At 69.5% G+C, this 21016-nt stretch carries 17 protein-coding genes; 8 read left to right on the top strand and 9 right to left on the bottom strand.

Translation table 11 applies throughout. The features are described from left to right. Window positions 1-30: 30 nt before the first annotated feature. Window positions 31-777, top strand: a complete 747-nt coding sequence (locus AC067Z_RS16070) for a TetR/AcrR family transcriptional regulator (RefSeq protein WP_478790119.1) — start codon at window positions 31-33, stop codon at window positions 775-777. 65 nt (window positions 778-842) lie between these two features. Here the strand turns inward: AC067Z_RS16070 and AC067Z_RS16065 are convergent, their stop codons facing one another. Then, entirely contained in the window at window positions 843-2393 is a 1551-nt protein-coding gene (locus AC067Z_RS16065) for a DUF1996 domain-containing protein (protein ID WP_478790118.1), read from the bottom strand. Window positions 2394-2687: 294 nt separating this feature from the next. Between AC067Z_RS16065 and AC067Z_RS16060 the strand changes: the two genes are divergently transcribed. After that, window positions 2688-3536: an SAM-dependent methyltransferase gene (locus tag AC067Z_RS16060; RefSeq protein ID WP_478790117.1), complete on the top strand. Its 849-nt coding sequence runs from the start codon at window positions 2688-2690 to the stop codon at window positions 3534-3536. Between the two features lie 128 nt (window positions 3537-3664). On the opposite strand, the gene AC067Z_RS16055 is transcribed toward AC067Z_RS16060, so the two are convergent. Both AC067Z_RS16055 and AC067Z_RS16050 read right to left on the bottom strand, forming a co-directional pair. After that, window positions 3665-3832 (bottom strand): hypothetical protein, encoded by a 168-nt coding sequence (locus AC067Z_RS16055; protein WP_478790116.1) that lies wholly within the window; start codon window positions 3830-3832, stop codon window positions 3665-3667. A 34-nt stretch (window positions 3833-3866) separates the two neighbouring features. Continuing rightward, window positions 3867-4223, bottom strand: coding sequence for a PRC-barrel domain-containing protein (locus tag AC067Z_RS16050; RefSeq protein ID WP_478790115.1), 357 nt, complete (start codon window positions 4221-4223; stop codon window positions 3867-3869). 178 nt (window positions 4224-4401) lie between these two features. Between AC067Z_RS16050 and sigK the strand changes: the two genes are divergently transcribed. The 3 genes from sigK to AC067Z_RS16035 all read left to right on the top strand — a co-directional run bounded on the left by sigK (window position 4402) and on the right by AC067Z_RS16035 (window position 6320). Then, window positions 4402-4983 (top strand): ECF RNA polymerase sigma factor SigK, encoded by a 582-nt coding sequence (gene sigK / locus AC067Z_RS16045; protein WP_478790192.1) that lies wholly within the window; start codon window positions 4402-4404, stop codon window positions 4981-4983. Next, window positions 4980-5723 carry an anti-sigma factor gene (locus AC067Z_RS16040; protein ID WP_478790114.1) on the top strand — a complete coding sequence of 248 codons (744 nt, stop codon included), beginning with the start codon at window positions 4980-4982 and terminating at the stop codon, window positions 5721-5723. Before sigK ends, AC067Z_RS16040 begins: the two co-directional genes overlap by 4 nt. Window positions 5724-5918: 195 nt before the next feature. Next, window positions 5919-6320 (top strand): ATP-binding protein, encoded by a 402-nt coding sequence (locus AC067Z_RS16035; RefSeq protein ID WP_478790113.1) that lies wholly within the window; start codon window positions 5919-5921, stop codon window positions 6318-6320. Window positions 6321-6415: 95 nt separating this feature from the next. Here AC067Z_RS16035 and AC067Z_RS16030 read toward each other — a convergent pair whose 3' ends face one another. The 6 genes from AC067Z_RS16030 to AC067Z_RS16005 form a co-directional block, all read right to left on the bottom strand. Then, window positions 6416-8272 (bottom strand): alpha-L-fucosidase, encoded by a 1857-nt coding sequence (locus AC067Z_RS16030; protein WP_478790112.1) that lies wholly within the window; start codon window positions 8270-8272, stop codon window positions 6416-6418. 302 nt (window positions 8273-8574) lie between these two features. Beyond that, complete coding sequence (locus AC067Z_RS16025) at window positions 8575-10758, bottom strand: right-handed parallel beta-helix repeat-containing protein (RefSeq protein ID WP_478790111.1); 2184 nt, start codon at window positions 10756-10758, stop codon at window positions 8575-8577. Window positions 10759-10784: 26 nt separating this feature from the next. Then, complete coding sequence (locus AC067Z_RS16020; protein WP_478790110.1) at window positions 10785-12257, bottom strand: M1 family metallopeptidase; 1473 nt, start codon at window positions 12255-12257, stop codon at window positions 10785-10787. Continuing rightward, the gene (locus AC067Z_RS16015; protein WP_478790109.1) at window positions 12254-13927 is read right to left on the bottom strand and encodes an extracellular solute-binding protein; all 1674 of its coding nucleotides are present in this window, start codon (window positions 13925-13927) and stop codon (window positions 12254-12256) included. Before AC067Z_RS16015 ends, AC067Z_RS16020 begins: the two co-directional genes overlap by 4 nt. Before the next feature lie 54 nt (window positions 13928-13981). Next, entirely contained in the window at window positions 13982-14842 is an 861-nt protein-coding gene (locus AC067Z_RS16010) for a carbohydrate ABC transporter permease (protein ID WP_478790191.1), read from the bottom strand. 25 nt (window positions 14843-14867) lie between these two features. Then, window positions 14868-15932: an ABC transporter permease gene (locus tag AC067Z_RS16005; RefSeq protein ID WP_478790108.1), complete on the bottom strand. Its 1065-nt coding sequence runs from the start codon at window positions 15930-15932 to the stop codon at window positions 14868-14870. A gap of 314 nt (window positions 15933-16246) precedes the next feature. Here AC067Z_RS16005 and AC067Z_RS16000 point away from each other — a divergent pair, with 314 nt between their 5' ends. From AC067Z_RS16000 to AC067Z_RS15990, 3 genes are all read left to right on the top strand, one after another. Next, the gene (locus AC067Z_RS16000) at window positions 16247-17233 is read left to right on the top strand and encodes a hydroxyacid dehydrogenase (RefSeq protein ID WP_478790190.1); all 987 of its coding nucleotides are present in this window, start codon (window positions 16247-16249) and stop codon (window positions 17231-17233) included. Between the two features lie 62 nt (window positions 17234-17295). Further along, window positions 17296-18372 carry a LacI family DNA-binding transcriptional regulator gene (locus AC067Z_RS15995; RefSeq protein ID WP_478790107.1) on the top strand — a complete coding sequence of 359 codons (1077 nt, stop codon included), beginning with the start codon at window positions 17296-17298 and terminating at the stop codon, window positions 18370-18372. Between the two features lie 119 nt (window positions 18373-18491). After that, the gene (locus tag AC067Z_RS15990; RefSeq protein WP_478790106.1) at window positions 18492-21002 is read left to right on the top strand and encodes a polysaccharide lyase 8 family protein; all 2511 of its coding nucleotides are present in this window, start codon (window positions 18492-18494) and stop codon (window positions 21000-21002) included. The last annotated feature ends 14 nt before the right edge of the window (window positions 21003-21016 follow it).

Below are 21016 nucleotides of genomic sequence, written 5' to 3'. Positions count from 1 at the left end.
AGCGCTACCCGCCTTGATAGCGTCCCTCCCATGAGCACGCGCGCACGCATCCTCGAAGTCGCCGCCGAGCTGGTCGCGGCGTCTGCGGACGGGGACATCTCGACCCGGGCCGTGTGCGAAGCCGCCCAGGTGGGTGCCCCGGCCCTGTACCGGCACTTCGGTGACAAGGAAGGCCTGCTGTCGGCCGTCGTCGACCACGGCTTCGACACGTACCTCGCGACGAAGCGGCAGCACGTGCCCGGAGCGGACCCGGTACAGGACCTGCGAGACGGCTGGGACACCCACGTGGCCTTCGCCCTGAAGAACCCGAACCTCTACCGCTTGATGAATTCACCCTCGATGCGCACCGCGCCGGCCTCCGCCCTGGAGTCCCATCAGATCCTCACCCGCGACCTGGAGAGGGCGGCCGCACTCGGCAAACTGCGGCTGGCGCCCCAGGTGGCCGCGCAGATGGTGATGTCTGCCAACGTCGGAGTGGCCCTCATGCTGGTGGCCCGGCCCGCGACCTTCACGGACAGGACGATGTCGACCCGGGTGCGGGACGCGGTCCATGCCGCCGTGCTCACTCCGGAAGCCTTCGCCGCACACGACACGTCCGGCGGCACGGCCGACGGGCGGGACGAGACCCAGGTGCCGGCGACGGCAGCCAGGCTGAACGCCTTGCTGGGCCGGTCCGCGCCGGGGACCCTCAGCGCCGCGGAGGCGGGCCTGATGAGCGAATGGCTGGACCGCCTGTCCACCACGCAACCGAGCCGCGCGGACGAGCCGTCGGCCTGACCCGCCGACGGCCACGAGGCGGGGCCCGGTGTCTTCACGTGACCCCCACCTCGTCGGCCTTCAGATCACTTGCACCGGCGCCCGGTGTTGATGCAGGACACCACCTTCTTCATCAGGTTCTTGTCGAAGACGTTGATGAAGTCACCGTGGTCGGTGATCGGCTTGTGCAGCTGCTCGGGAAACGAGTCCACCGCGAACACCGAGGAGTTCTGCCCGTCGAAGACCGGCGGCGGCACGTCGTAGACGATGCGCTGCACGAGCTGCGGAATGGCCCGGAAACCCTTCTGGCAGCGGCCGCTGCTGTCGGCGAAGGCGACATGCGTGCGGTGGTTGGCGCTGTCCGTGTTCCGGCCGTCCCAGCAGCTCTGGAACTTGAAGGACCGCACGACCTTGCTCCCTTCGGGGCAGATCGGGTACTTGTCCTTCAGCTGACGGTTCTCGAATCCGGTGCAGCTCCACGACGCGTTCGCGTTCGCGTTGCCGTTGACGAACGCCTTGGCGTCGCCGGTGATGATGCGCAGGAATCGCGGCATCGCCGTGACCTTGCTGCGGGGATTGCCGACGAACTGCAGCGTGACCTGGGACGGCGTCTGGATCTCGCCGACATTCTGGTCGTTGCCGCCGCCGTCCGCATTCACGTCGTTCTCGTCCTGGCCGTTCTGCAGGCGCAGCACGGGCCAGTAGTAGGTCGACCTGTCACCCTGGTTCCGGCAGGTGGTCTCGCCGTTGGCAAGGTCGTCGTCGCTGGCGAAGGCGTCATTGGCCTGGTTGCCCACGTAGTCGTGCATGTGGTGCGCGCCGTTGGCCACGCCGGGGGCGACGATGACGTTGTCCGGGTTGAACTTGCCGTTCGCGTTCACGCCGCAGTTCGTCGTGAACGTTCCCGTGGATGAGCCGCGGCGATTGCGGGGCCGGTCGACATTCGGCTGGAGGTTCTCGATGTTGACGAAGTCGCCCTGCTCGGGGCCGTTGCCGGCCTGACCGTTGTTGTTGCCGTTCTGGTCGCCGCCGTTGTCCCCGTCGTTCTCGTTGCCCTGGCCGTCGCCGTTGTCGTTGCCCTGGCCCTCGCCGTTTTCGTTGCCCTGACCGCCGTCTGCGCCGTTGCCCTGTCCGTTGCCGGCGTCGTCCTTCTTCAGGGTGCAGGACGCCATGGCCTCGAGCCCCTGCGGCTGCTGTCCAGTCACGCGGCCGATGGCGACGGCGATGCGGTCGATGCTCGCCACCCGCTTGCTGCGCAGCGGTGAGAGAATCGCATTCTGGGCGAACTGCCGATCGCGCTCCAACTGCTCTTTGTTGTCGGCCAGTCGCTGGTAGGCGTCGGTGATCTGGCTGTCCATCGTGGCCAGTTCGCGGTCGACTTCCGGCCGAGCGGGATCCGGCACGGCCGGCAGCCCGTTGGCGACCTCGGGGCAGTCGACGGTGGACACCTGCTGCCAGGCATTTTGCGTGCGGTTCTGCTGGCCTTCGTTCCGGTCGGCCGACCACGGCCCCCAGCCTTGACCGGCAGACGCGTACGTGTTCACGCCGAGGAGAACACCTCCGCCGAGGATCAGTGCGGCCGAGGCCGCCAGAACCCGCTTGGTCTGCTTCGAACGTCTTCGTACTGTGTGTCTCAAGGGAACTCCTATTGCTTCATTACCGGATCTGGGGGAGAAGCCGGCAGAGAGAGCAGCGCGTCGCTCCATACGGAAACGGTGCGGGGAGTGTTCAAGGGCACTGGTATTTCGTCACATCCTCCAACTCCCGGCACCCGGTCGACTCGTCGGCATCGCCAGGCGAGAGTGAACAACTGCCTTTTCCAGCAAGGGATTTGATGCTTCCAATGCTCCACCGGGAGGTACATCGGAGGGTAGTCTCGCCACGACGTAGCCGACGGACCGTAGCTGTGCGGGGAGAGGCGGAGAGCGCCTGTGGTCAACGAGAACCCGTCCGGGACCTCGATACCCTTCGACGTGCCGACCTCGGCGCGGGCCTACGGGTGGATGCTCGGGGGCAAGGACAACTACGAGATCGACCGCAAGTTCCTCCTGTCCACGCTGCCGGACTTCCCCGAGTGCGTGGACATAGCCCGGCAGAACCGGCAGTTCCTCTTCCGGGCCGTGCGGTATCTGACGCGGGAGGCGGGCATCCGCCAGATCCTGGACATGGGCTGCGGTCTCCCGACTGACAACAATGTGCACCAGGTCGCCCAACGCTTCGCCCCCGACACCCGCGTCGTCTACATCGACATCGACCCGATCGTGCTGGCGCACGGCATGGCCCTGCTCGCTGACGACGACTCCACCACCGTCATCACTGCCGACATGCGGGACCAGCAGTCCGTCCTCGACCATCCCGAGGTGAAACGGCTGATCGACTTCCGCGAACCGGTCGCCGTGCTGTTCCTGTCCGTGGTCCACCACCTCACCGATGCCGGTGACCCCCGAAGGATCCTGCGCACGGTCATCGACCGTGCGGCACCGGGCAGTTACCTGGGGCTGTCCCAGGTCGTCTCCGACGACCCGGCCAGAGGCGCCGAGATGAGCGCACACATCTCCGGCGGGGGCATCCCCTGGCAGACGCGCACCCCGGCCGAACTCGACTCGTTCCTGGACGGGCTGGAGCCGGTGGATCCTGGACTGGTCAATCTCGCCGACTGGCGCCCCGACCCCGACCAGCCGCCGCTCGCTCCCGTGCACGCGTCACTCGCCCCCTACCTCGGTGCCACCGACCAGCGCAAAGGCATCTACGAGTACGGCGGACTACTCCGCAAGCCGTGAGCGCACGCTCGATTCTCGAACGGCAATGCCGTCCACACCGGACGGCCCGGCAGCGCCCCTCCCGCAGCGGCGTGCAGTGGTTCAGTACCTGGCCCGGCGGGTCCCCGCGACCGGACCCGGCACGGCGGTCAACGCACTCGCCGAGGGCCGGAGTGGCGCAGCCGCAGGCCGAGACAGACCAGAGCGGCCACGAAGATCACGATGCCGATGATCAGCAGATGGAGAAGTCCGTCGGCCACGGCGCCGATGACGCCCAGCACGACGGCGACGAGGACGAGGAACAGGAAGAGAGCCACGATAGGGACACCGCCCCTGTGAGCACGGGGGCACTCAGCGGCGGGCAAGCTGCCGTTCGCCGTTGGCACCGGGTTGATAGACGAGGCCGTAGTGCTGGAAGACGCCTTCCTCGTCCTCGGCGGGAAGCACGTCGTCGGTGCCGATGGCGGGGCACTTCTTCACCAACGACTTGTCGTAGGCGACCCTGACGTACTCGGGCCCGACGGTCGCGCCGTCCAGCGGGACGAAGACCAGCTGACGACGGCCGGGCAGCCCGACCTGCACCGTGGCCATGGCCGGCTGGTCGGTGCTGGTGTCGACGTAGATCGCCTCCAGCGGCCCGATCCTGCGCCCGGCGGCGTCGACGACGTCGTGAGTGCGCCATTCACGGATATCCGCGATCTGGATCATCCCGGCTCCCTTCGTGCGGCGGGCGCACGCGATTCCGCACCCTCAAGCCTGCCCCCGACGGTCCACCGACGCCAAGCTCAAGTGCGGGGGCCCGAGGGCGCAGGACATGCGAAGAGCGGCGATCAGTGATGGCATCGAAGAGTCGCTGCCGCAGAGAGCAGGGAGCAGGGGACGGTCGATGACGGGTAACGGAGATGTCGGTCCTCGCGCAGGCAGTCTGAGTATTGACGACCTCCTGGTGAGGGTTGCTCACGGTGACCGGGACGCCTTTCCGGCCGTCTACGACGCGCTGGCCGTTCCGGTGATGGGACTGGCCTGCCGCATCCTGCGTGACCCGGCACAGGCCGAGGAGGTGACGCAGGATGTGATGGTGGAGGTGTGGCGGACGGCCGACCGGTTCAGTGCCCAGCGAGGGAGCGCGCGGTCGTGGGTCATGACACTGGCGCACCGTCGGTCGGTGGACCGCGTGCGGTGGGCGCAGGCCAACAGCGACCGGGAGCTGCGCGCCGCGCTCCTCCAGCAGGAGACGCCCTTCGATGTCGTTGCGGAGGCCGTGGAGGGGCGGCAGGAGCAGCAACAGGTGCACAAATGTCTGGGGTCACTCTCCGATAGGCAGCGCGAGGCGCTGATTCTCGCCTACTACCGAGGACTGACTTACGCTGAAGTGGCGCAGTCCCTGTCGGAGCCGGCAGGGACCGTCAAATCACGGATGCGGGATGCGTTGCGCCGTCTGCGGTTGTGTCTGGAGGCTGTGCGATGAAGCAGGCCGAGGACCCCCACGCTGCGGTCGGCGCCTTTGTCCTGCACGCGCTGCCGCCCTGCGAGGCAGCCGCATACGAGAACCATCTGGCCGGCTGTGCGGACTGCCGCCGTGACGTCGCGGACCTCTCGGAGACCACAGCGGAGCTGGGGCTCGCCGAGCACAGACTCCCGCCGCCCGAGCTGAAGCAGCGCGTACTGGACCGTATCGCCGTCACCGATCAGTCGCCGCTGCCTCCTGCTCCTGCTCCCGCTCGCACGTGGCGCACGAATCCGCTGCGGTGGGCACTCGCGGCCTGCGTCGCCGCGGCCGCTGCCCTGGGCGGCATCGCGGTGTGGCAGTACCAGCGCGCCGACGACCTGCAGACGCAGGCCGAGCAGCGCGCCGAGCGCTACTCGTCCCTTGCCGAGGTGCTGGCCGCACCGGACGCGACGATCCGCACCCAGGAGCTGGAGGGCGGGGCCACCGCCAGCGTCATCACCTCGCGCGCGCAGAGCCAGGCGGCGTTCATCGCCTCAGGGCTGGCGCCGCTGGGGTCGGGCAAGGTCTACCAGCTGTGGTTCAACGATGCGGGCAGCCCACGTGCTGCCGGACTGCTGGCGGGCCGGGGCGGTGAGCAGGGCCGTGTCCTCGAGGGCCCCGTCGGCGATGCGACCGCTGTGGGGATCACCGTCGAACCTGCGGGCGGCTCCCCGCAGCCCACCACCGCTCCCCTCGGCGTCTTCGAACTGCCGACCTGACCGGCACGTCGCACCCCCTGAATCAGCCCTGCGCACCCATTTCACCGGGGTACCCATCCCCACGTGGACCGGCTTCGAATCTCCTGTGTCACACGGCTCACGCACAGGAGGACATCGTGTCGTACAAGGATCGCCGCCGCCGCTGGTGATCACTCGTTCGGCTGCCCGAGCGGGCGGCACATCAAGGGAACGGTCATGTCGATCCTCGCCGCCCCGATCCGGGACACCCTCCCCTGTCATCGACTGCCCCTGGCAGGAACACGGGCGCCTGCCGCCGCCCGCCGTGCCACCGCCGACTGGCTCGGCCCCCTGCCCATCGGCCAGGACGCCGTCGACGAGGTGGTGCTGATCGTGTCCGAACTGGTCACCAACACGATCAGGCACACCCACGGCCCGTGCATGCTGACCATCGCTGCCCACGGCGATTGCCTCGACATCGCCTGCCGTGATCGCAGCGAAGCCCTCCCCGAACCCTGGCACCGCAGCGGCGACGAGCGGGGCGGATTCGGACTGCACCTGGTGCAACAGCTGAGCCGCGACCTCCACGTCGTGCCCGAGCTGGGCGGCAAGACCGTCCATGCGATCTACGGCCTCTGACAGCCGGCAGGGTGACCGACGCGGTACCACTTCGCGGACACCCACGCTCGCCGCCGCTCAGCCGACTCCTGTCGGCTTCGCGGCGCCGGCGGTGGTCAGCGGGGGTACAGCTGAGAGGCGGGAACGATCTGCTGGGGCTGGTTGGGGCTGGACCACAGGAGCTTCATATGGGCTTCGCCGACGGTCTCCGCGTACTCGATCCTGACGGCGTGCCGGTTGCCGGCGGTCAGGTTCACCTGTGCCTTGTCGATGCGCGGCCCATGGGGCTGCCAGGCGTCGATGACGAGCTCGTCGTCGATCCAGACCCGCACGGCGTCGTCCGAAACGGTGGTCAGGGTGTACGCCTCGGTGCGACGGGGCTGGATCGAACCGGTCCAGCGGATGGAGAAGTTGTCCTGCGGGACAGCCGTGTCCGGTGAACCGGTGAACTTCCACGAGTGGTTCACGGTCGGGTCGACGCGCGTGACCGCAGGGGGGCCGGTGAGGGTCGCGTTGTCGAAGAACTCGGCCGTCAGGCCACGCCCGTGGCCGCGGGGAGCCGTGCGGCCCGGGTCCACCGTCAGTTCGACAACCGTGGCGGCGGCATTGGTGGGGCCGCCGGACGGCGTGATGTCGTAGCCGTCGCCGGAGGTTGTCACGGTCACCTTCTGTGTGCTGCCGAGGACGCGGACGTGCTCCACCCGGAAGTCCGTCAGCGCCTTGAGGTGCAGGGTGCCGCCGTCGGCCGGCCACCGGGTGACGGCGGCGAACAGCTTGTCGCCCTTGCGGCTGACGGTGCCCCAGGTGGGCTGTTCGACGATGCCGGCGTGGCGGGCGCCGTGGACGGCATCGCCCTGGCCGGCGGTGCGCAGCCACGTTCCCACCTCGGCGAGGCGCTGAAGCGATGCCCCCGGAATGCGGCCCCTCGCGTCGGGGCCCACGTTCAGCAGGTAGTTGCCACTGCGGGATGCGGTGGTCAGCAGGTGGCGCACCAGGGTGGTGGCGGACTTCCAGTTCTCGTCATGACGGGCGTAACCCCAGTGGTCGTTGATCGTCATGCAGGATTCCCACAGCTGTCCGTCGATCGGGACACCCGGGACCTCCTGCTCGGGGGTTCCGTAGTCGCCGTCGACGACCCGCCGTTTGCCGACCCGATTGTTCACGACGAGGTCGGGATCGAGCGCTCGGACGTACGCCTCGAGCCGTTCGCCGTCGCCGGCGGTCCACGGGTTCTGGGGCTTGCTGCCGGTCCACTCGCCGTCGAACCACAGCAGAGCCGGGTCGTAGGTGTCGACCAGTTCCTTGAGCTGGGCGTACATCCTCTTCTCGTACGCCGGGAAGGTCGCGGGGTCGGGGGCGTCCGGGTCGTGCCAGTCCCAGATCGAGTAGTAGAAGCCGAGCTTGATACCTGCGGCATCGGTGGCCTCCTTCAGCTCGGCCAGGATGTCGCGCTCCCTGTCGAAGGCCGAATGGTCGCGCACATTCCAGGAGTTGACCTTGGTGGGCCACATCGCATAGCCGTCGTGGTGCTTGGAGGTGATGACGATGTAGCGCATCCCGGCGTCCTTGGCCGCCGCGACCACGGCCTTCGCGTCGAAGTCGGCCGGGTTGAACGTCGCGGCCTGCTGCTCGTACTCGTCCGTCGGGATGTCGCACTCCCGTTTGATCCACTCGGCGTCGCGGCAGACGGTGCCGTCGGCACGTGTGTATTCGCCTTCCAGGTTCGAGTAGGCGCCGAAATGGATGAACATGCCGAACCGGTCCTCACGGAACCACTGCGTACGCCGGCTGGAGAACGGGTCGTCGACGGCGTGGTCCGTGCCCGGCCCGGCGGCGGGAGCCGTCGCGGGTCCGGAGGCGGGGGCGCTCCCCGCGGCTGCTGCCGGAACGGCGGTGGCGGCGAGTGCGGAGGCCAGCAGGAGGGCGAGTCCCGTGGCTCGGTGGGGGCGGTGGCGTCGGTGGGGCATACGCATGGGGGGCTCCCTGGGGGATGGTTCGACGAGTCGGCGGTGCGGACCGAACGGCGAAACGCTGGGGAACCTAGAGGCACATTCATCGGATGTCAACGCCCCAACACTCCGAAACTGCCCCGCAGTTGACGGCATCTCCCCCACAGAACTCCGATGAATGGATGATGTCCACCCCGCCTGTTCCCCGATGACACGTACCGCAGGGCCGCTCGACAGCAACGCACCGGGCACGCGGCTCATGACCGCGTGCCCGGTGCCTGTCGAAGCGTGCACTGCCGGGTGCTCCGTGGTGGGGAAGGGCCGTGCTACGGGTGGACGAGCACGTGGGAGAGCGCCATGCGGCCGGTGCCGGCAAGCTCGATCCGGACGAACCGGGTCGTGGCGTCCACGTCGATGAGGGTCGGTCGCAGGGCCCTGCCCGGGACACGCACCGTGCGGGTGTCCGTGATCACGTCGAAGTCGGCGGTCGTCATGGAGGAGTTGTTCCAGACCTCCACCTGGCCCACGTGCTGGGCGCTGCCGAGGTCGACCTGCCACCAGGCACCCGGCTCGGAGAGCGTACGGGTGTCGGTGGTGGTGTCACCGTCGACAGCGCTCACAGCTGCCGCCGCGCCGTCCGTCGACGACTGCGTCACCGTGCCGGCACGGGCCAGGTCGGGGCGGAGCCGCTCCACCGGGCCGCGCACGGCGCCCGCGGAGACTGCCACCTGCACGGCCTCCGCCGGGAGTTCGTCCAGCCCGGTGAGGTTGTCCGTCATGACGGACCCGCGGCCGCTGAGCGCCGGTGCCGCGGTGTCGGTCCAGTTTCCGCGGGCGGTGTTCTCGATGCCGTAACCGGCCCAGTTGGACACCCACTTGTAGCCGATGCGGGTGATCACGTTCCTCTCGACGAGGATGTGCGAGGACTGCTCGTCGAGGTAGATGCCGTTTCCGTCGCGCTCGGTGTTGCCGTACGCGGAGCGATTGATGTAGTTCCCGGAGATCACCGTGCCCGGCTGGTCTCCCTGGGTGTAGATGGCACCGCCGTCGTGCTGTTCGTGCGCGACCTCCATCACGTTGGTGATCCGGTTGCCGGTGATCCGGTTGTCGCGCAGGAGAGACTGCTGCGCCTCCGGCTGGTTCCAGCCCCAGCCGACGGAGATACCGGAGTACGGCAGCCGGTCGAGCGTGTTGTGGTCGACGCTCAGGTCCGCCTCGTAGCCGGCCCAGATGCCGACGGCGTCGGTGTACTCCACGCCGGCGTGCCGGATCGTGTTGTACGCGACGGTGTTGCGCTCGCCCGCCAGTTCGGCCCCGGGCATCGGTTCGGTGTCGCCCATGTACACCGCGCCGGACGACAGGTCCGTGAAGGAGGAACGGGTGACCGACGAGTCCTTGGTGCCCGCCTCCAGGATCGCGCCGGCGCCACCGAGACGGGTGAACCGGGCCCGGTCCACCGTGACGTTCCGGCCGCCGCGGACGGTGAGGGCGGCGGCCGGCTTGGTGTAGAAGCGGCCCGCATGGTCGACCGGCCCGGTGGCGCCGGTCAGCGTGAGCCCGGCCTGCATCCCCGCATAGCCCTCGTCGGTGTTCGGCCGGCCGTACGCGGCGTAGGAGAAGCCGAGGCCCCGGATCGTCACGTCGCGCGCGCCGTCCAGCACGAGCAACTGCTCGGTGTGAGGCGTCACAGCCTGCGCGCGGCGCATGTTCTCGCCCTTGCGCGGCAGGTAGGTGACCGTTCGCGCTGCGGAGTCCCACACGAACTCGCCGGGCTCGTCGAGGAGTTCGACGGCGTTCTCGAAGAACGCGACGCCGCTGTAGCGTGACGAGTCGACGGTGGTGGTGTCCCAGGCGGGGCCTGTGCGGTTGGTTCCGCTCGCGGAGTTGGTCCAGCACGGTTGGGCGAACGTGAGTGCGTCCCCGTCGACCCCGGCGATCCGGCAATGGTAGTTGCGCCAGCGGACGCTGATCACGGCTTCTGCGTCCGTCGGCCGTTTCCAGTCGGCGATGCCTGTGGCGGTGGCCCCGGTCATCCCCGTCCGGGTGGCGTCGCACACCGAGGCCGCGCAGGCATCCCCACGTGCGCGGACGGCCCGCTCGCCGTCGACGAACAGCTGACGCGGTGTGACACCGGCGGGCACCCCGGCCGTCCAGGTCCCGTCCTCGCCCGGGGTCCAGCCGACGAGCGCCCGGCCGCCGGAGAGCACCGGGGCGGCGCCGGGAGCGGCGGTCCAGGTGACGGTGTGTCCGTCGCTTCCCGAGTCCTGCGCCCCCAGGCGCAGCGGCTCGTCCAGCGTGTACGTCCCGCCCCGGAGCAGGATCCGGACGTCCTGGCCGGTGACGGTGCGGGCCTCGTCCCGTGCGCCCTCCAGCGAACACGGCCGGGCGGCGGTGCACGAGTCGCCACGGCCGCCGGGCGAGGCGAACAGGGTGCGGGCGGCGGGATCGGCCTGCGCCGCGGGGGCGGTGAGGACCGATGCGAGCGTGACCGCGGCGAATACGGCGGCCATGCCTCTGGCTCTTGCGGTGGGACGGTTCACGCCGGTGCCTTCCAGTCGGGGTGTCCGGGCATGGGCGGATTGACGGCTCCGAAGAGCCAGTCTCGGAGGAAGCCGTCGAGGGACCGGTCCCCGGTGACCTGAACGGTGTGCCGGATGAAGTCCTCGCTGGTGACGTTGCGGTCCTTGAAGCGTTCGGGCCACAACCGCATGACACGGTCGAACCGGCGGTCCCCGGTGCGCTTGCGCAGGGCGTGGAGGACCAGGGCACCGCCGTCGTAGATGTTGGTGCCGCCGAGCGCCTTCGGCAGTCCCGGGGGTCCGTCCTGCGCCCGGATCGCGTCGAGCTTGCCGTAGATGGTCCTCATCCTGTCCTCGAGGACCGACCAGCCCTGCTCCTCGCCGAACAGTCCGGCGTAGTACACGGCGGGGCCCTCGTTCAGCCATGCCTGCTGCCAGTCGGCGGGCGTGACCGAGTCCCCGTACCACTGGTGGACCAGCTCGTGGATCATCGTCGTCTCGTAGGCTGGATGGCCGGCCGCGTTGGGTGTGAACCAGCTGGTGGCGAACAGGGAGAGTGTCTGGTTCTCCAGCGCCGCCTTGTATCCGTCGTAGATGTGGCAGCCGTACACCGAGTACGGGTAGCGGCCGAACTTTGCCTCGCACCAGGCCAGATGATCCGCGGTGCGGGCCACGATCGGGCCGTACTTGTCCTCCGTGCCCTGCGGGACGATGTGCCGCAGGGGCAGACCGCGGTGGCCGGTCCCGTAGAGGTAGGTGCCCTTCACCACGGCGATGCCGAGCAGTTCGGTCGCCATCCGTTCGCGCAGTGCGAAGTGCCAGACGGTGGATCCGTCGGCGCGCGGCGTCCTGTGGAGGAGGTCGCCGTTGGCGGTCGCGACGAAGCCTTCGGGCGCGCCGATGTGGAAGGTCCAGGTCGCCTTGTCGGAGGGGTGGTCGTTGCAGGGGAGGAACGTGTCGGCGCGGGAGGACTGGGTGGCGGAGGCGAAGCCGCCGTCCGTGCCGAAGTTCCAGCCGGTGAGACCGGCCCGTGACGCCTTGCCGTTGCCCCGGTAGCGGACCTCGACGGTGAAAGCAGTGCCGTGGCGCAGCGGCCGCGCGGGGGTGACCGTGAGCTCCTGCCCGCTCTGGCCAAGAGAGAGGTCCCAGACGGCCTCGCGGCCGTCGACGGTGACGGCGTCGATGGCGTGGCCGTCGGAGTCCAGGTTGAACGCGGACAGGTCGTGGAGAGCCTTGGCATGCATGGTCACGCTGCCGGTGAAATCGTAGGTCACCGGCGTGAAGTCGAAGGTGAGGTCGTAGTGGGTCACCTGGTAACCGCCGTTGCCCAGAGTGGGGAACAGCGGGTCACCGAGGCCGTCGGAACCGGGCCGCGGTGCGAAGCCGACGGCGGAGGCGGGCGAGCCGATGACCGGCACGGCGACCGCGGCGGCGACCGCCGCGCCGCCGAGGCGCAGTGCGGCGCGTCTGGTGGTGGGCAGGCCGGTCACTTCTGCCCCCTCTGCGCGGCTTCCTGGAACTCCGCGCGCGCCTGTTCGGCGCCCTTGGCGAGGAACTCCTTGACCAGGCCGTCGTAGGCGGACATGGGCTTACGGCCCGAGACGATGTCCTTCAGACCGTCCAGCTTGAGTGTGAGGAGACTGCCGGCCCCCTTGGATTCCCACGTGGGAGAGGAGTACATGAGGACCGGGTCCTCCACCATCATCGGGATCAGCTTCGTGTACGCCGTGTGCACATGGCGGACCGCGTCCTCACTCACCGCGCTGAACACGGCGGGGACGGCGGAGGCGAGCATCTTCCAGGGCACGGCGACGTTCTGGGTGCCCTGCTCGGTGAGGACGGGGTTGCCCTTCGCGTCGCGGGTGAAGTCGGTGCCCTCGACGCCGTAGTTGATGAGCGTGTACTCCTCGCTGCCGAACGGCGCGGCGGCGAAATCGGCGAGGGCGAGCAGCTGCCTGACTCGCTCGTCGGAAGCCTTCCTGATGAAGGTCGTGGACAGCGTGAGGTTGTCCGTCCAAGCGACGGCCTTGTCACCGAAGGGCGTCATCGGCCGGACGTCGTACCTCTTGTCCACCGCGGCCATGGCGGCGACATAGCCGGTGACGGGTGTCAGATAGGCGGGCATGCCGTCGTACACATAGGCGGCCCTGCCGTTCTTGAACATGTCGGTGTACTGGGCCTTCTGCGCGCCGGACATGCCGATCGTGCCGGGGTGGAAGCAGCCCGCCTCGTAGAGCTTGCGCGCGGTCTCGACCGCGAGGCGGTACTCGTCCGTCTCCAGATCGGTGGTGAACCTGCCGCTGCCGGCATCCATCCGCCAGCCGTAGGGCGCACCGGCCGACATGGCGAGCAGCTGGGTGACTCCCGCCACGATCGCGTACCGGTCGTTCTTCGGGCGGGTCAGTTCCTTGCAGAGTTCCACGAACCGGTCCAGTCCGGTGATCTCGTCGAGGCTGCGCACTCCGACCTCTTCGAACAGGTCGTGCCGGTAGAAGCCGGCGCCGGCCGTTCCCATCCGGGCGATGGGCACGCCGTAGAGCTTTCCGCCGTGGATCGCGGACTGCCAGGCGCCCTGCGGCACGGCGGCGAGGTTGGGATAGTCCTTGACCTTGTCACCGGAGAGGAACGGAGTGAGGTCGGCGCACTTGGCCGCGAGGAAGGCGGCCTTGTGGTCGACGCCGCCGGTCTCCGGGTACATGAAGATGTCGGGCAGGTTGTCGCTGGCAACCATGGTGGAGAACTTGGTCGGGTAGTCGTCGGCGGGGACCGCGGTGATGTCGACGGTCCCGCCGAGCTTCTGCTCGATCGCCTGCCAGGTGGTGTTCCTGCCGCGCGCGGGCGGCGGCGGGGAGAACGTCTCCATGGTTGCCTTCACAGGCGCGGCGCCCTTGAGCGGTTGGCGCCCGACGGACGGCAGCGGCCTGGCGGGGTAGCGGAAGTACGCCTGCGGTACGCCCGCGGCGGTGCCGGGCAGGTCGGGCTCGAGACCGATGTTGCGCACGGCGGTCGTGGGCAGGAGCTTGGCGCTCTTCGCCTCGGCCTTGGCCGTCGTCCCTCCGTCGCCGCAGGCGGCGAGCAGCGGGGCGGCGGCGAGACCCAGGCCCGCGCCCGCTCCCATGCGGAAGAGTGCTCTGCGATTGATGGGTGCAGAACGTGCCACCTGAATCTCCTAGCGACGAACGGGACGGAAGGCGCGGGGGGTGTGCGCGGTGTGTCAGCCCTTGACGGCTCCGGTGAGCACGCCCTTGGTGAAGTAGCGCTGGAGGAAGGGGTAGACGAGCAGGATCGGTACGACGGCGACGACGAGGACGGCCATCTGCACCGCCTGCTGGGGCGCGACGCTCTCGCCGATGGCGGAGCCGCTCAGGCTCTGCCCCTGGAGGACGAAGGTGCGCAGCACCATCGGGATCGGCCACTTGTCGGAGTCGTCGAGGTACAGGAGCGCGTTGAAGAAGGCGTTCCAGTAGGTGACCGCGTAGAAGAGGCTGATCACGGCGAGAACGGCCTTGGAGAGCGGCAGGACGATCCGCACCAGGACGCGCAGGTCGCCGGCGCCGTCCACGCGGGCCGCGTCGAACAGTTCCTCGGGCAGGTTCATGAAGAACGAACGGAGCACGACGAGGTTGAACGCACTCACGAGCGTGGGCAGGACGAGTGCGGAGTAGGTGTTGTACAGCCCCAGTTCGTTGACGAGCAGGAAGTTGGGGATGATCCCGGGGTTGAAGAGCATCGTGAACAGGGCGGTCATCAGAATGACCCGGGAGCCGGTGACGTCGCGCCGGGAGAGCCCGTAGGCCATGCCGATCGTGACGAGCAGGCTCGCGAGCGTGCCGAGCACCGTGATGCCGATGCTGACCGTCAGGGCACGCAGGACGACGCCCCCGGTGAAGATGGTCCGGTACGCGTCGAGGGTGGGATGGTCGGGCCACAGCACCAGGCCGGTGCTCCTGATGATGTCGGTCTGCGAGGCGAAGCTCGTACCGATGACGCCGAACAGCGGATAGGCGACGGCGGCGACCACCAGGACGAGAGCGAGGCCCTTCGCCGCCTGCGTGACCTTCGTCGGCTTCTCCATCCAGGGAGGCCGTGCGGTCGGGTTCTCAGCGGTCGGCGCCACGGTAGACCCCTTCATGGCCGAGGCGGTGGGCGAACGTGTTGGCGCCCAGGACGAGTGCCGTGCCGATCACGGCCTTGACGAGTCCGACGGCCGCGGAGACTCCCCAGTCGTTGTCCCTGATGCCGTGGTAGTAGACGTACGTGTCGAGGACCTCGCCGGCGCCCGGACCGACCGCGTCGCGCTGGAGCAGGATCTGCTCGAAGCCGACGGAGAGGATCTGCCCGAGGTTGAGGATCAGCAACAGGATGATCACCGGTGCGAGGCCGGGGAGGGTGACGTGCCACAGCCGGCGTGCGGGGCCGGCTCCGTCGATGGCGGCGGCCTCGTACTGCTGCCGGTCGATGGTGAGCAGCGCGGCGAGGATGATGATCGTGCCCCAGCCGGCGTCCTTCCAGACCATCTGCAGCGTGAGCAGCCAGGGGAAGGCGTCGGGGTCGCTCATCATGTCGTAGCGGGGAAGCCCGAGTCCGCCGAGGACATCGGGGAGGAGCCCGGAACCGCCCAGGATCTGCTGGAAGATCGAGACGATGATGACCCAGCCGATGAAGTGCGGCAGGTACACCACGCTCTGCACGAACCGGCGGATCCCGTCGCTGACGATGCTGTTGAGCAACAGGGCGAGGGCGATCGGCACGGGGAAGAAGAAGACCAGCTGGACGACCGCGATCGTCAGGGTGTTGCTCACCGCCGACCAGAACGCCGGCTCCCCGAAGGCGGTGACGAAGTTGTCGAAGCCCACCCAGACGCTGTGCATGTAGCCGAGGTAGGGCTGGTAGTCCTGGAAGGCCACGAGGTAACCGGCCAGCGGCACGTAGTGGAAGACGACGAACCAGAGCAGGCCGGGAAGGGTGAGCAGCAGCATCACCCTGTCCCGCTTGACCCGCTGCCAGAACGTCAACGGGTGGGTGCGGACCGGTCGACGGGCGGGGGCCGCGACCCGGTCCGTGGTGGACGGCGTGGCGGTTCCAGCCTTCTGCTGCCGCTCGCCGAGGGGCAGGGGTGGTGCTGTTTCGGCCATGGTGCGGTCCTGTTCGGCTGAGTGGCGCATGGCGGGCCTTCTGCGGCGGCAAGCTAGTAAGCGGTTACCCAACTCGTCAATAGATTCGCGGGATTGGCTGCGCCACTCAGCGGCGGAAGCAGGAGAGGTTCGGGGACAAAACATCATCTCCCCTGATCAAAGGGCCAGTACTCGCCGGGGAATTGCTTGACTCCAGGTCAGAAGACTCCCTACCTTCGACCCACATCCATAGAATGCGATTACTGTCCGGAGGCAAGGTGCGAACCACCGATGAGGCACCGGCTCATGCCGGCGCCGACGACACCGCCGACCCGCCCGCCCGACGGCCGCGCACCGTGCTGGCGATGGACCCCGGACTGCTCGACGACCTCTTCCCGCCGGCCCTGCGCGCGCGCCTCGAAGAGACCGCCGACCTCCGACCGCCCCTGGTCATCCGTGAGTTCACCTCGCCTGAGGCCGCCGAGGCTCTCGCGCGCAGCGAGGTGCTGCTCACCGGATGGGGCTGCCCGCCCGTCGACGCGTCCGTCCTGGCGCGCGCGCCGCGGCTGCGCGCCGTCATCCACGCCGCCGGCACGGTCAAGACCTTCCTCTCCCCCCTCGCCTACGAACAGGGCATCGCGGTCTCGTCGGCGGCCGCCGCGAACGCCCTGCCCGTCGCGGAGTACACCCTCGCGTCCGTCATCCTGGGCGCCAAGCGCGCGTTTCCGCTCACCCGCGCCTTCGGCGCCCGCCGCACCCACCGCACAGCAGCCGACATCGACCGCCGGCACTGGCTCGGCACCAACGGCCTGACCATCGGCGTCATCGGCGCCTCCCGGACCGGGCTCCGCGTCATCGAGCTGCTGCGCATCCTGGACGCCGAAGTCCTGCTGTACGACCCGTACGTGAGCCCGGCGGAGGCCGCCCGGCTGGGGGTGACCGCGGTGGACCTGGACACCCTGATGGCCACCAGTGACGTGGTGACCGTGCACGCACCGGACACACCGGCGACCCGTCATCTGGTGGACGAGCGACGGATCGGTCTGCTGCGGCCGGGCGCGCTGGTCGTCAACACCGCCCGCGGCAGGCTGATCGACACCGAGGCGCTGACCGCTCATCTCGTCAGCGGCCGCATCGATGCCGTGCTCGACGTGACGGACCCCGAACCCCTGCCGTCGGACCATCCGTTGTGGGACCTTCCCAATGTCTTCCTCACCCCGCATCTCGCCGGGTCGCTGGGCAACGAGGTCCACCGGCTCGGCGCCCTGGCGGTCGGTGAACTGGACCGCTTCGCCCGGGGACTGCCGTTCGAGCACCCCGTCCTGGCCGCCGATCTGGAGCGCCTCGCATGACGCCCGTCGTCCCGCCCGCCCTAAGCTCTGCGCCACAGGACGACACCAAGGGGGTGGGCCGGATGCGCCGGAACAGCACGGCTGCGGACGGACAGCGCCGTGCCACGGTCACCGACGTCGCCCGGCACGCGGGGGTGTCCACCGCGACCGTCTCGCGGGTGCTGAACCGCAACTACCCGGTCGCCGCCGCAACCCGCGAGCGCGTCGAGGCGGCGATGCGGGAGCTCGGCTACGTCGTCAACGCGCATGCCCGCGCCCTCGCGGGTGTGTCCGGCCGCACGGTCGGGATCATCGTCAACGACGTCGTCGACCCCTTCTACGCGTACATCGCACGCGGTGTGGAGCGGGAGGCGACCGCCGGGGACCGGCTGTGCCTCGTCTGCTGCACCCAGGGCGATCCCCAACGGGAGCTGGCCTTCGTCGAGTTGATGCACGAGCGCCGCGCGGACGCGGTGATCGTCGTCGGCGGCAGCGTCGCCGACCGTGCCTACACCGCCGAACTCGCCCGCCGAGCACACGAACTGGACGCCGGGGGCTCCAAACTGGTGCTGTGCGGGCGTCCACCGCTGGGCGAGGACGTACCCACCGTGTCGGTGGAGTACGACAACGAGGGCGGCGCGTTCGCGATCACCGATCACCTGGTGATGCAGGGGCACGAGCGGATCCTGTACCTGGGCGGCCCCCCGGGGCTCTCCACCACCCGCGACCGCCTCGCGGGGCACCGGCGGGCGCTGGAACTGCGCGGGATCGCCTGGGACCCCCGGCTTGCGCAGCCCGGTGCGTTCAGTCGCGCCTTCGGCAGACGCCGGATGACGGAACTCCTGCGGGAAGGGCCCGGGTTCACCGCGGTGTTCGCGGCCAACGACATCGTCGCCGCAGGTGCGGCCCAGGCCCTGGAGGAAGCCGGTGTGCGGGTGCCGCACGACATCTCCCTGGTCGGGTACGACGACGTTCCCGTGGCGCAGGAGATGCGTCCGAGGCTGACCACCGTGCATGTGCCGCTGGAGGAAATGGGGCGGCAGGCCGTGCGCCTCGCCCTGTCGGAGGCGGGCGAGGACGACTGGCGCGAGCCGTCGACGGGGACGGTGCGACTGGGGACGCACATCGTGGTCCGCGACTCGGTGGCTCGGCCACAGTAAAAAAACAGAAACATCACGGGCCCCCTTGCGCCCCGGTAGAAACCGCTTGCATCCTGCGGCAGCGAGCCCTCGAGCCGTCTCTCACCCGTCAACCCTCCTCCGCTTCAAGGGAGTCAAGGATGTCCTGTGCCCGCATCCCCGGGACGCACACCGTTCGGCCCCAGCCCGCTGTCCGGCCTCCGGGGCCCGCGACCGACTTCGGAGGAACACAAGCGGCGGACAGCACGACGCGTCCGGGCAGACGAGCCGTCCTTGCGACCGCCGCGGCCGCCGCCCTCGTCCCCCTGGCGGCCGGCGGGGCGGCGCACGCGGCAGAACCGGCCGCCGAAGCCCCGGCGGACCCGTTCGACATGCTGCTCGACCGAGCCGCACGACTCCTCGCGGGGGAAACGTTCGACCCCGACGACCCAGACTTCGGTACCGCACTCACCGCACTGGACACCTCGGCCGCCGACCTGTGGGCACGCCTGGACCGGTCCGCTTCCCGCACGGTCCTGTGGACGGACCTCTCCCCCGTCACCTCGCCGGGCAACTTCGGCCAGAGCTACACCCGCCTGCGCACGCTCGCCACGGCATGGATCACGCCCGGCACCTCCCTCGCCGGCTCGGCGGAGGTGGCGGCAGCGCTGGTCGCCGCGCTGCGGTTCCTGCACGACCGCGCCTACAACGCGGCGGCTCCGGAGACGGGGAACTGGTGGTTCTGGGAGATCGGTTCACCACGCGCCCTGCTGGACTGCTGTGTGCTGCTGCGCGCCGTGCTGCCCGCATCGGACCTGTCCCTGTATCTCGCCACCGTGGACCGCTTCTGCGCGGATCCGGACCGCCGCACCAACTCCCCCTCGCTCGCCGAGACGGGCGCGAACCGTGCCGACAAGTGCGTCATCGTCGCGCTGCGCGGGCTGCTCGGGCGGGCCGGCGACAAGGTGGCGCTCGCCCGCGACGGCCTGTCCGACACACGGGACGCGGGACGCAACAGCCTCTTCCGGTACGTGACGAAGGGCGACGGCTTCTACGAGGACGGCTCCTTCGTCCAGCACGACGCCGTGGCCTACACAGGTTCGTACGGTGCCGTGCTGCTGGGCGGGGCCGCCCAGATGATCGCGCTGCTCGCGGACTCGCCGTGGGCCGTCACGGACCCGCAGGTCGCCGTGATGTACGAAGCGGTGGACAGGTGCTTCGCACCGGTGGTCTTCGACGGTCTGATGATGGACGCGCTGCGCGGACGTGCGGTCTCCCGTGAACGCTCCGCCGACCACAACGGCGGCGCGGACGTCATCTCCAGCATCCTGCTCATGGCCGAAGGAGCGCCCGCGCGTTACACCGCCAAGTGGCGTGCGACGGTGAAGGGCTGGATCGAACGCAATCGCACCACCCCGTACCTCGACTCGGTGGGTATCGCCCAGGTGGCGCGCGCCAAGGCACTGATGACCGACGACAGCGTGCGCCCCGCGGCCCGCCGCACCGGCCACCACGTCTTCGCCGACATGGACCGGGTGGTGCACCTGCGGCCGCGCTGGGCGTTCGCCCTCTCGCTCTCGTCCCGGCGGATCGCCGGATACGAGGCAGGCAACGGGGAGAACCTGCACGGCTGGTACACCGGCGACGGCATGACCTATCTCTACGACGGGGAGGACCACAGCCAGTTCGGCGACGCCTTCTGGCCCACGGTCGACCCGTACCGGCTGCCGGGCACCACCGTGGACACCCAGCCGCGTACCAACGCGGGCACCGGGGCCGGCACGAGCCTGTACCGGCCGACGAACCTCGTCGCGGGGGGCGCCGCGCTGGGGGGCCGATTCGGGGTGTCCGCGATGGAACTGATCGCGGCCGGGAGCACGCTGCGGGCGAGGAAGGCGTGGTTCTTCCTGGACAACTCCGTGATCGCCCTCGGTGCGGGCATTTCCGCGAGCGACGGCCGCACCGTCGAGACCGTCGTCGAGAACCGCAATCTGCACACGTCCGGAGAACAGCGGCTCGTGGTGGACGGCGAGGCGCAGCCCGGCTCGCAGGGCTGGTCCCGGGAGTTCGGCAAGGTGGGCTGGGCGCATCTGGAGGGCGTCGGCGGCTACGTGTTTCCCGGGGGCAGCGCACTGCGCGCTCTGCGCGAGGAGCGCACCGGCAGCTGGCGGGACATCAACATCGGGGCCGACACCGGCGGCAGTGCCACGCAGCTCACCCGCCGCTATCTCACACTCTGGTTCGACCACGGGGTCTCCCCCGTGGATGCCTCGTACGCCTACGTTCTGCTGCCCGGCGCCTCACTGTCGGCGACCCGTTCCTGGTGGCGGTCCCGGCCCGTCCGGATCGATGCCGGCTCCGCAGCGGCCCAGGGCGTCGAGGTCCGCAGGGACGGGCTGAGGGCGGCGCACTTCTGGCAGGCCGGAACCGCCGCGGGGATCTCCTCCGACGGACCGGCCTCGGTGCTCGTCACCCGCAGGGACGACGGCGTCTCGGTCGCTGTCGCCGACTCCGGGCGCACCGCCCAGCAGGTGACGATCGAGCTTCCGTTCCCCGTAACGTCCGTGGTCCGGACCGACGACACGGTCTCGGTCACCGTCGGCCGCCGTCCCCGGCTCACCGTCACCGTCGGCGGTTCCCGCGGCCACACCCACCGGGCCGAACTGGCCTGATCCACCCTGGAGAT

The organism is Streptomyces sp. NPDC043812 (assembly GCF_056436245.1).
The sequence above is the reverse complement of the archived record's forward strand: the minus strand, read 5'-3'. Positions and strand labels throughout refer to the sequence as shown.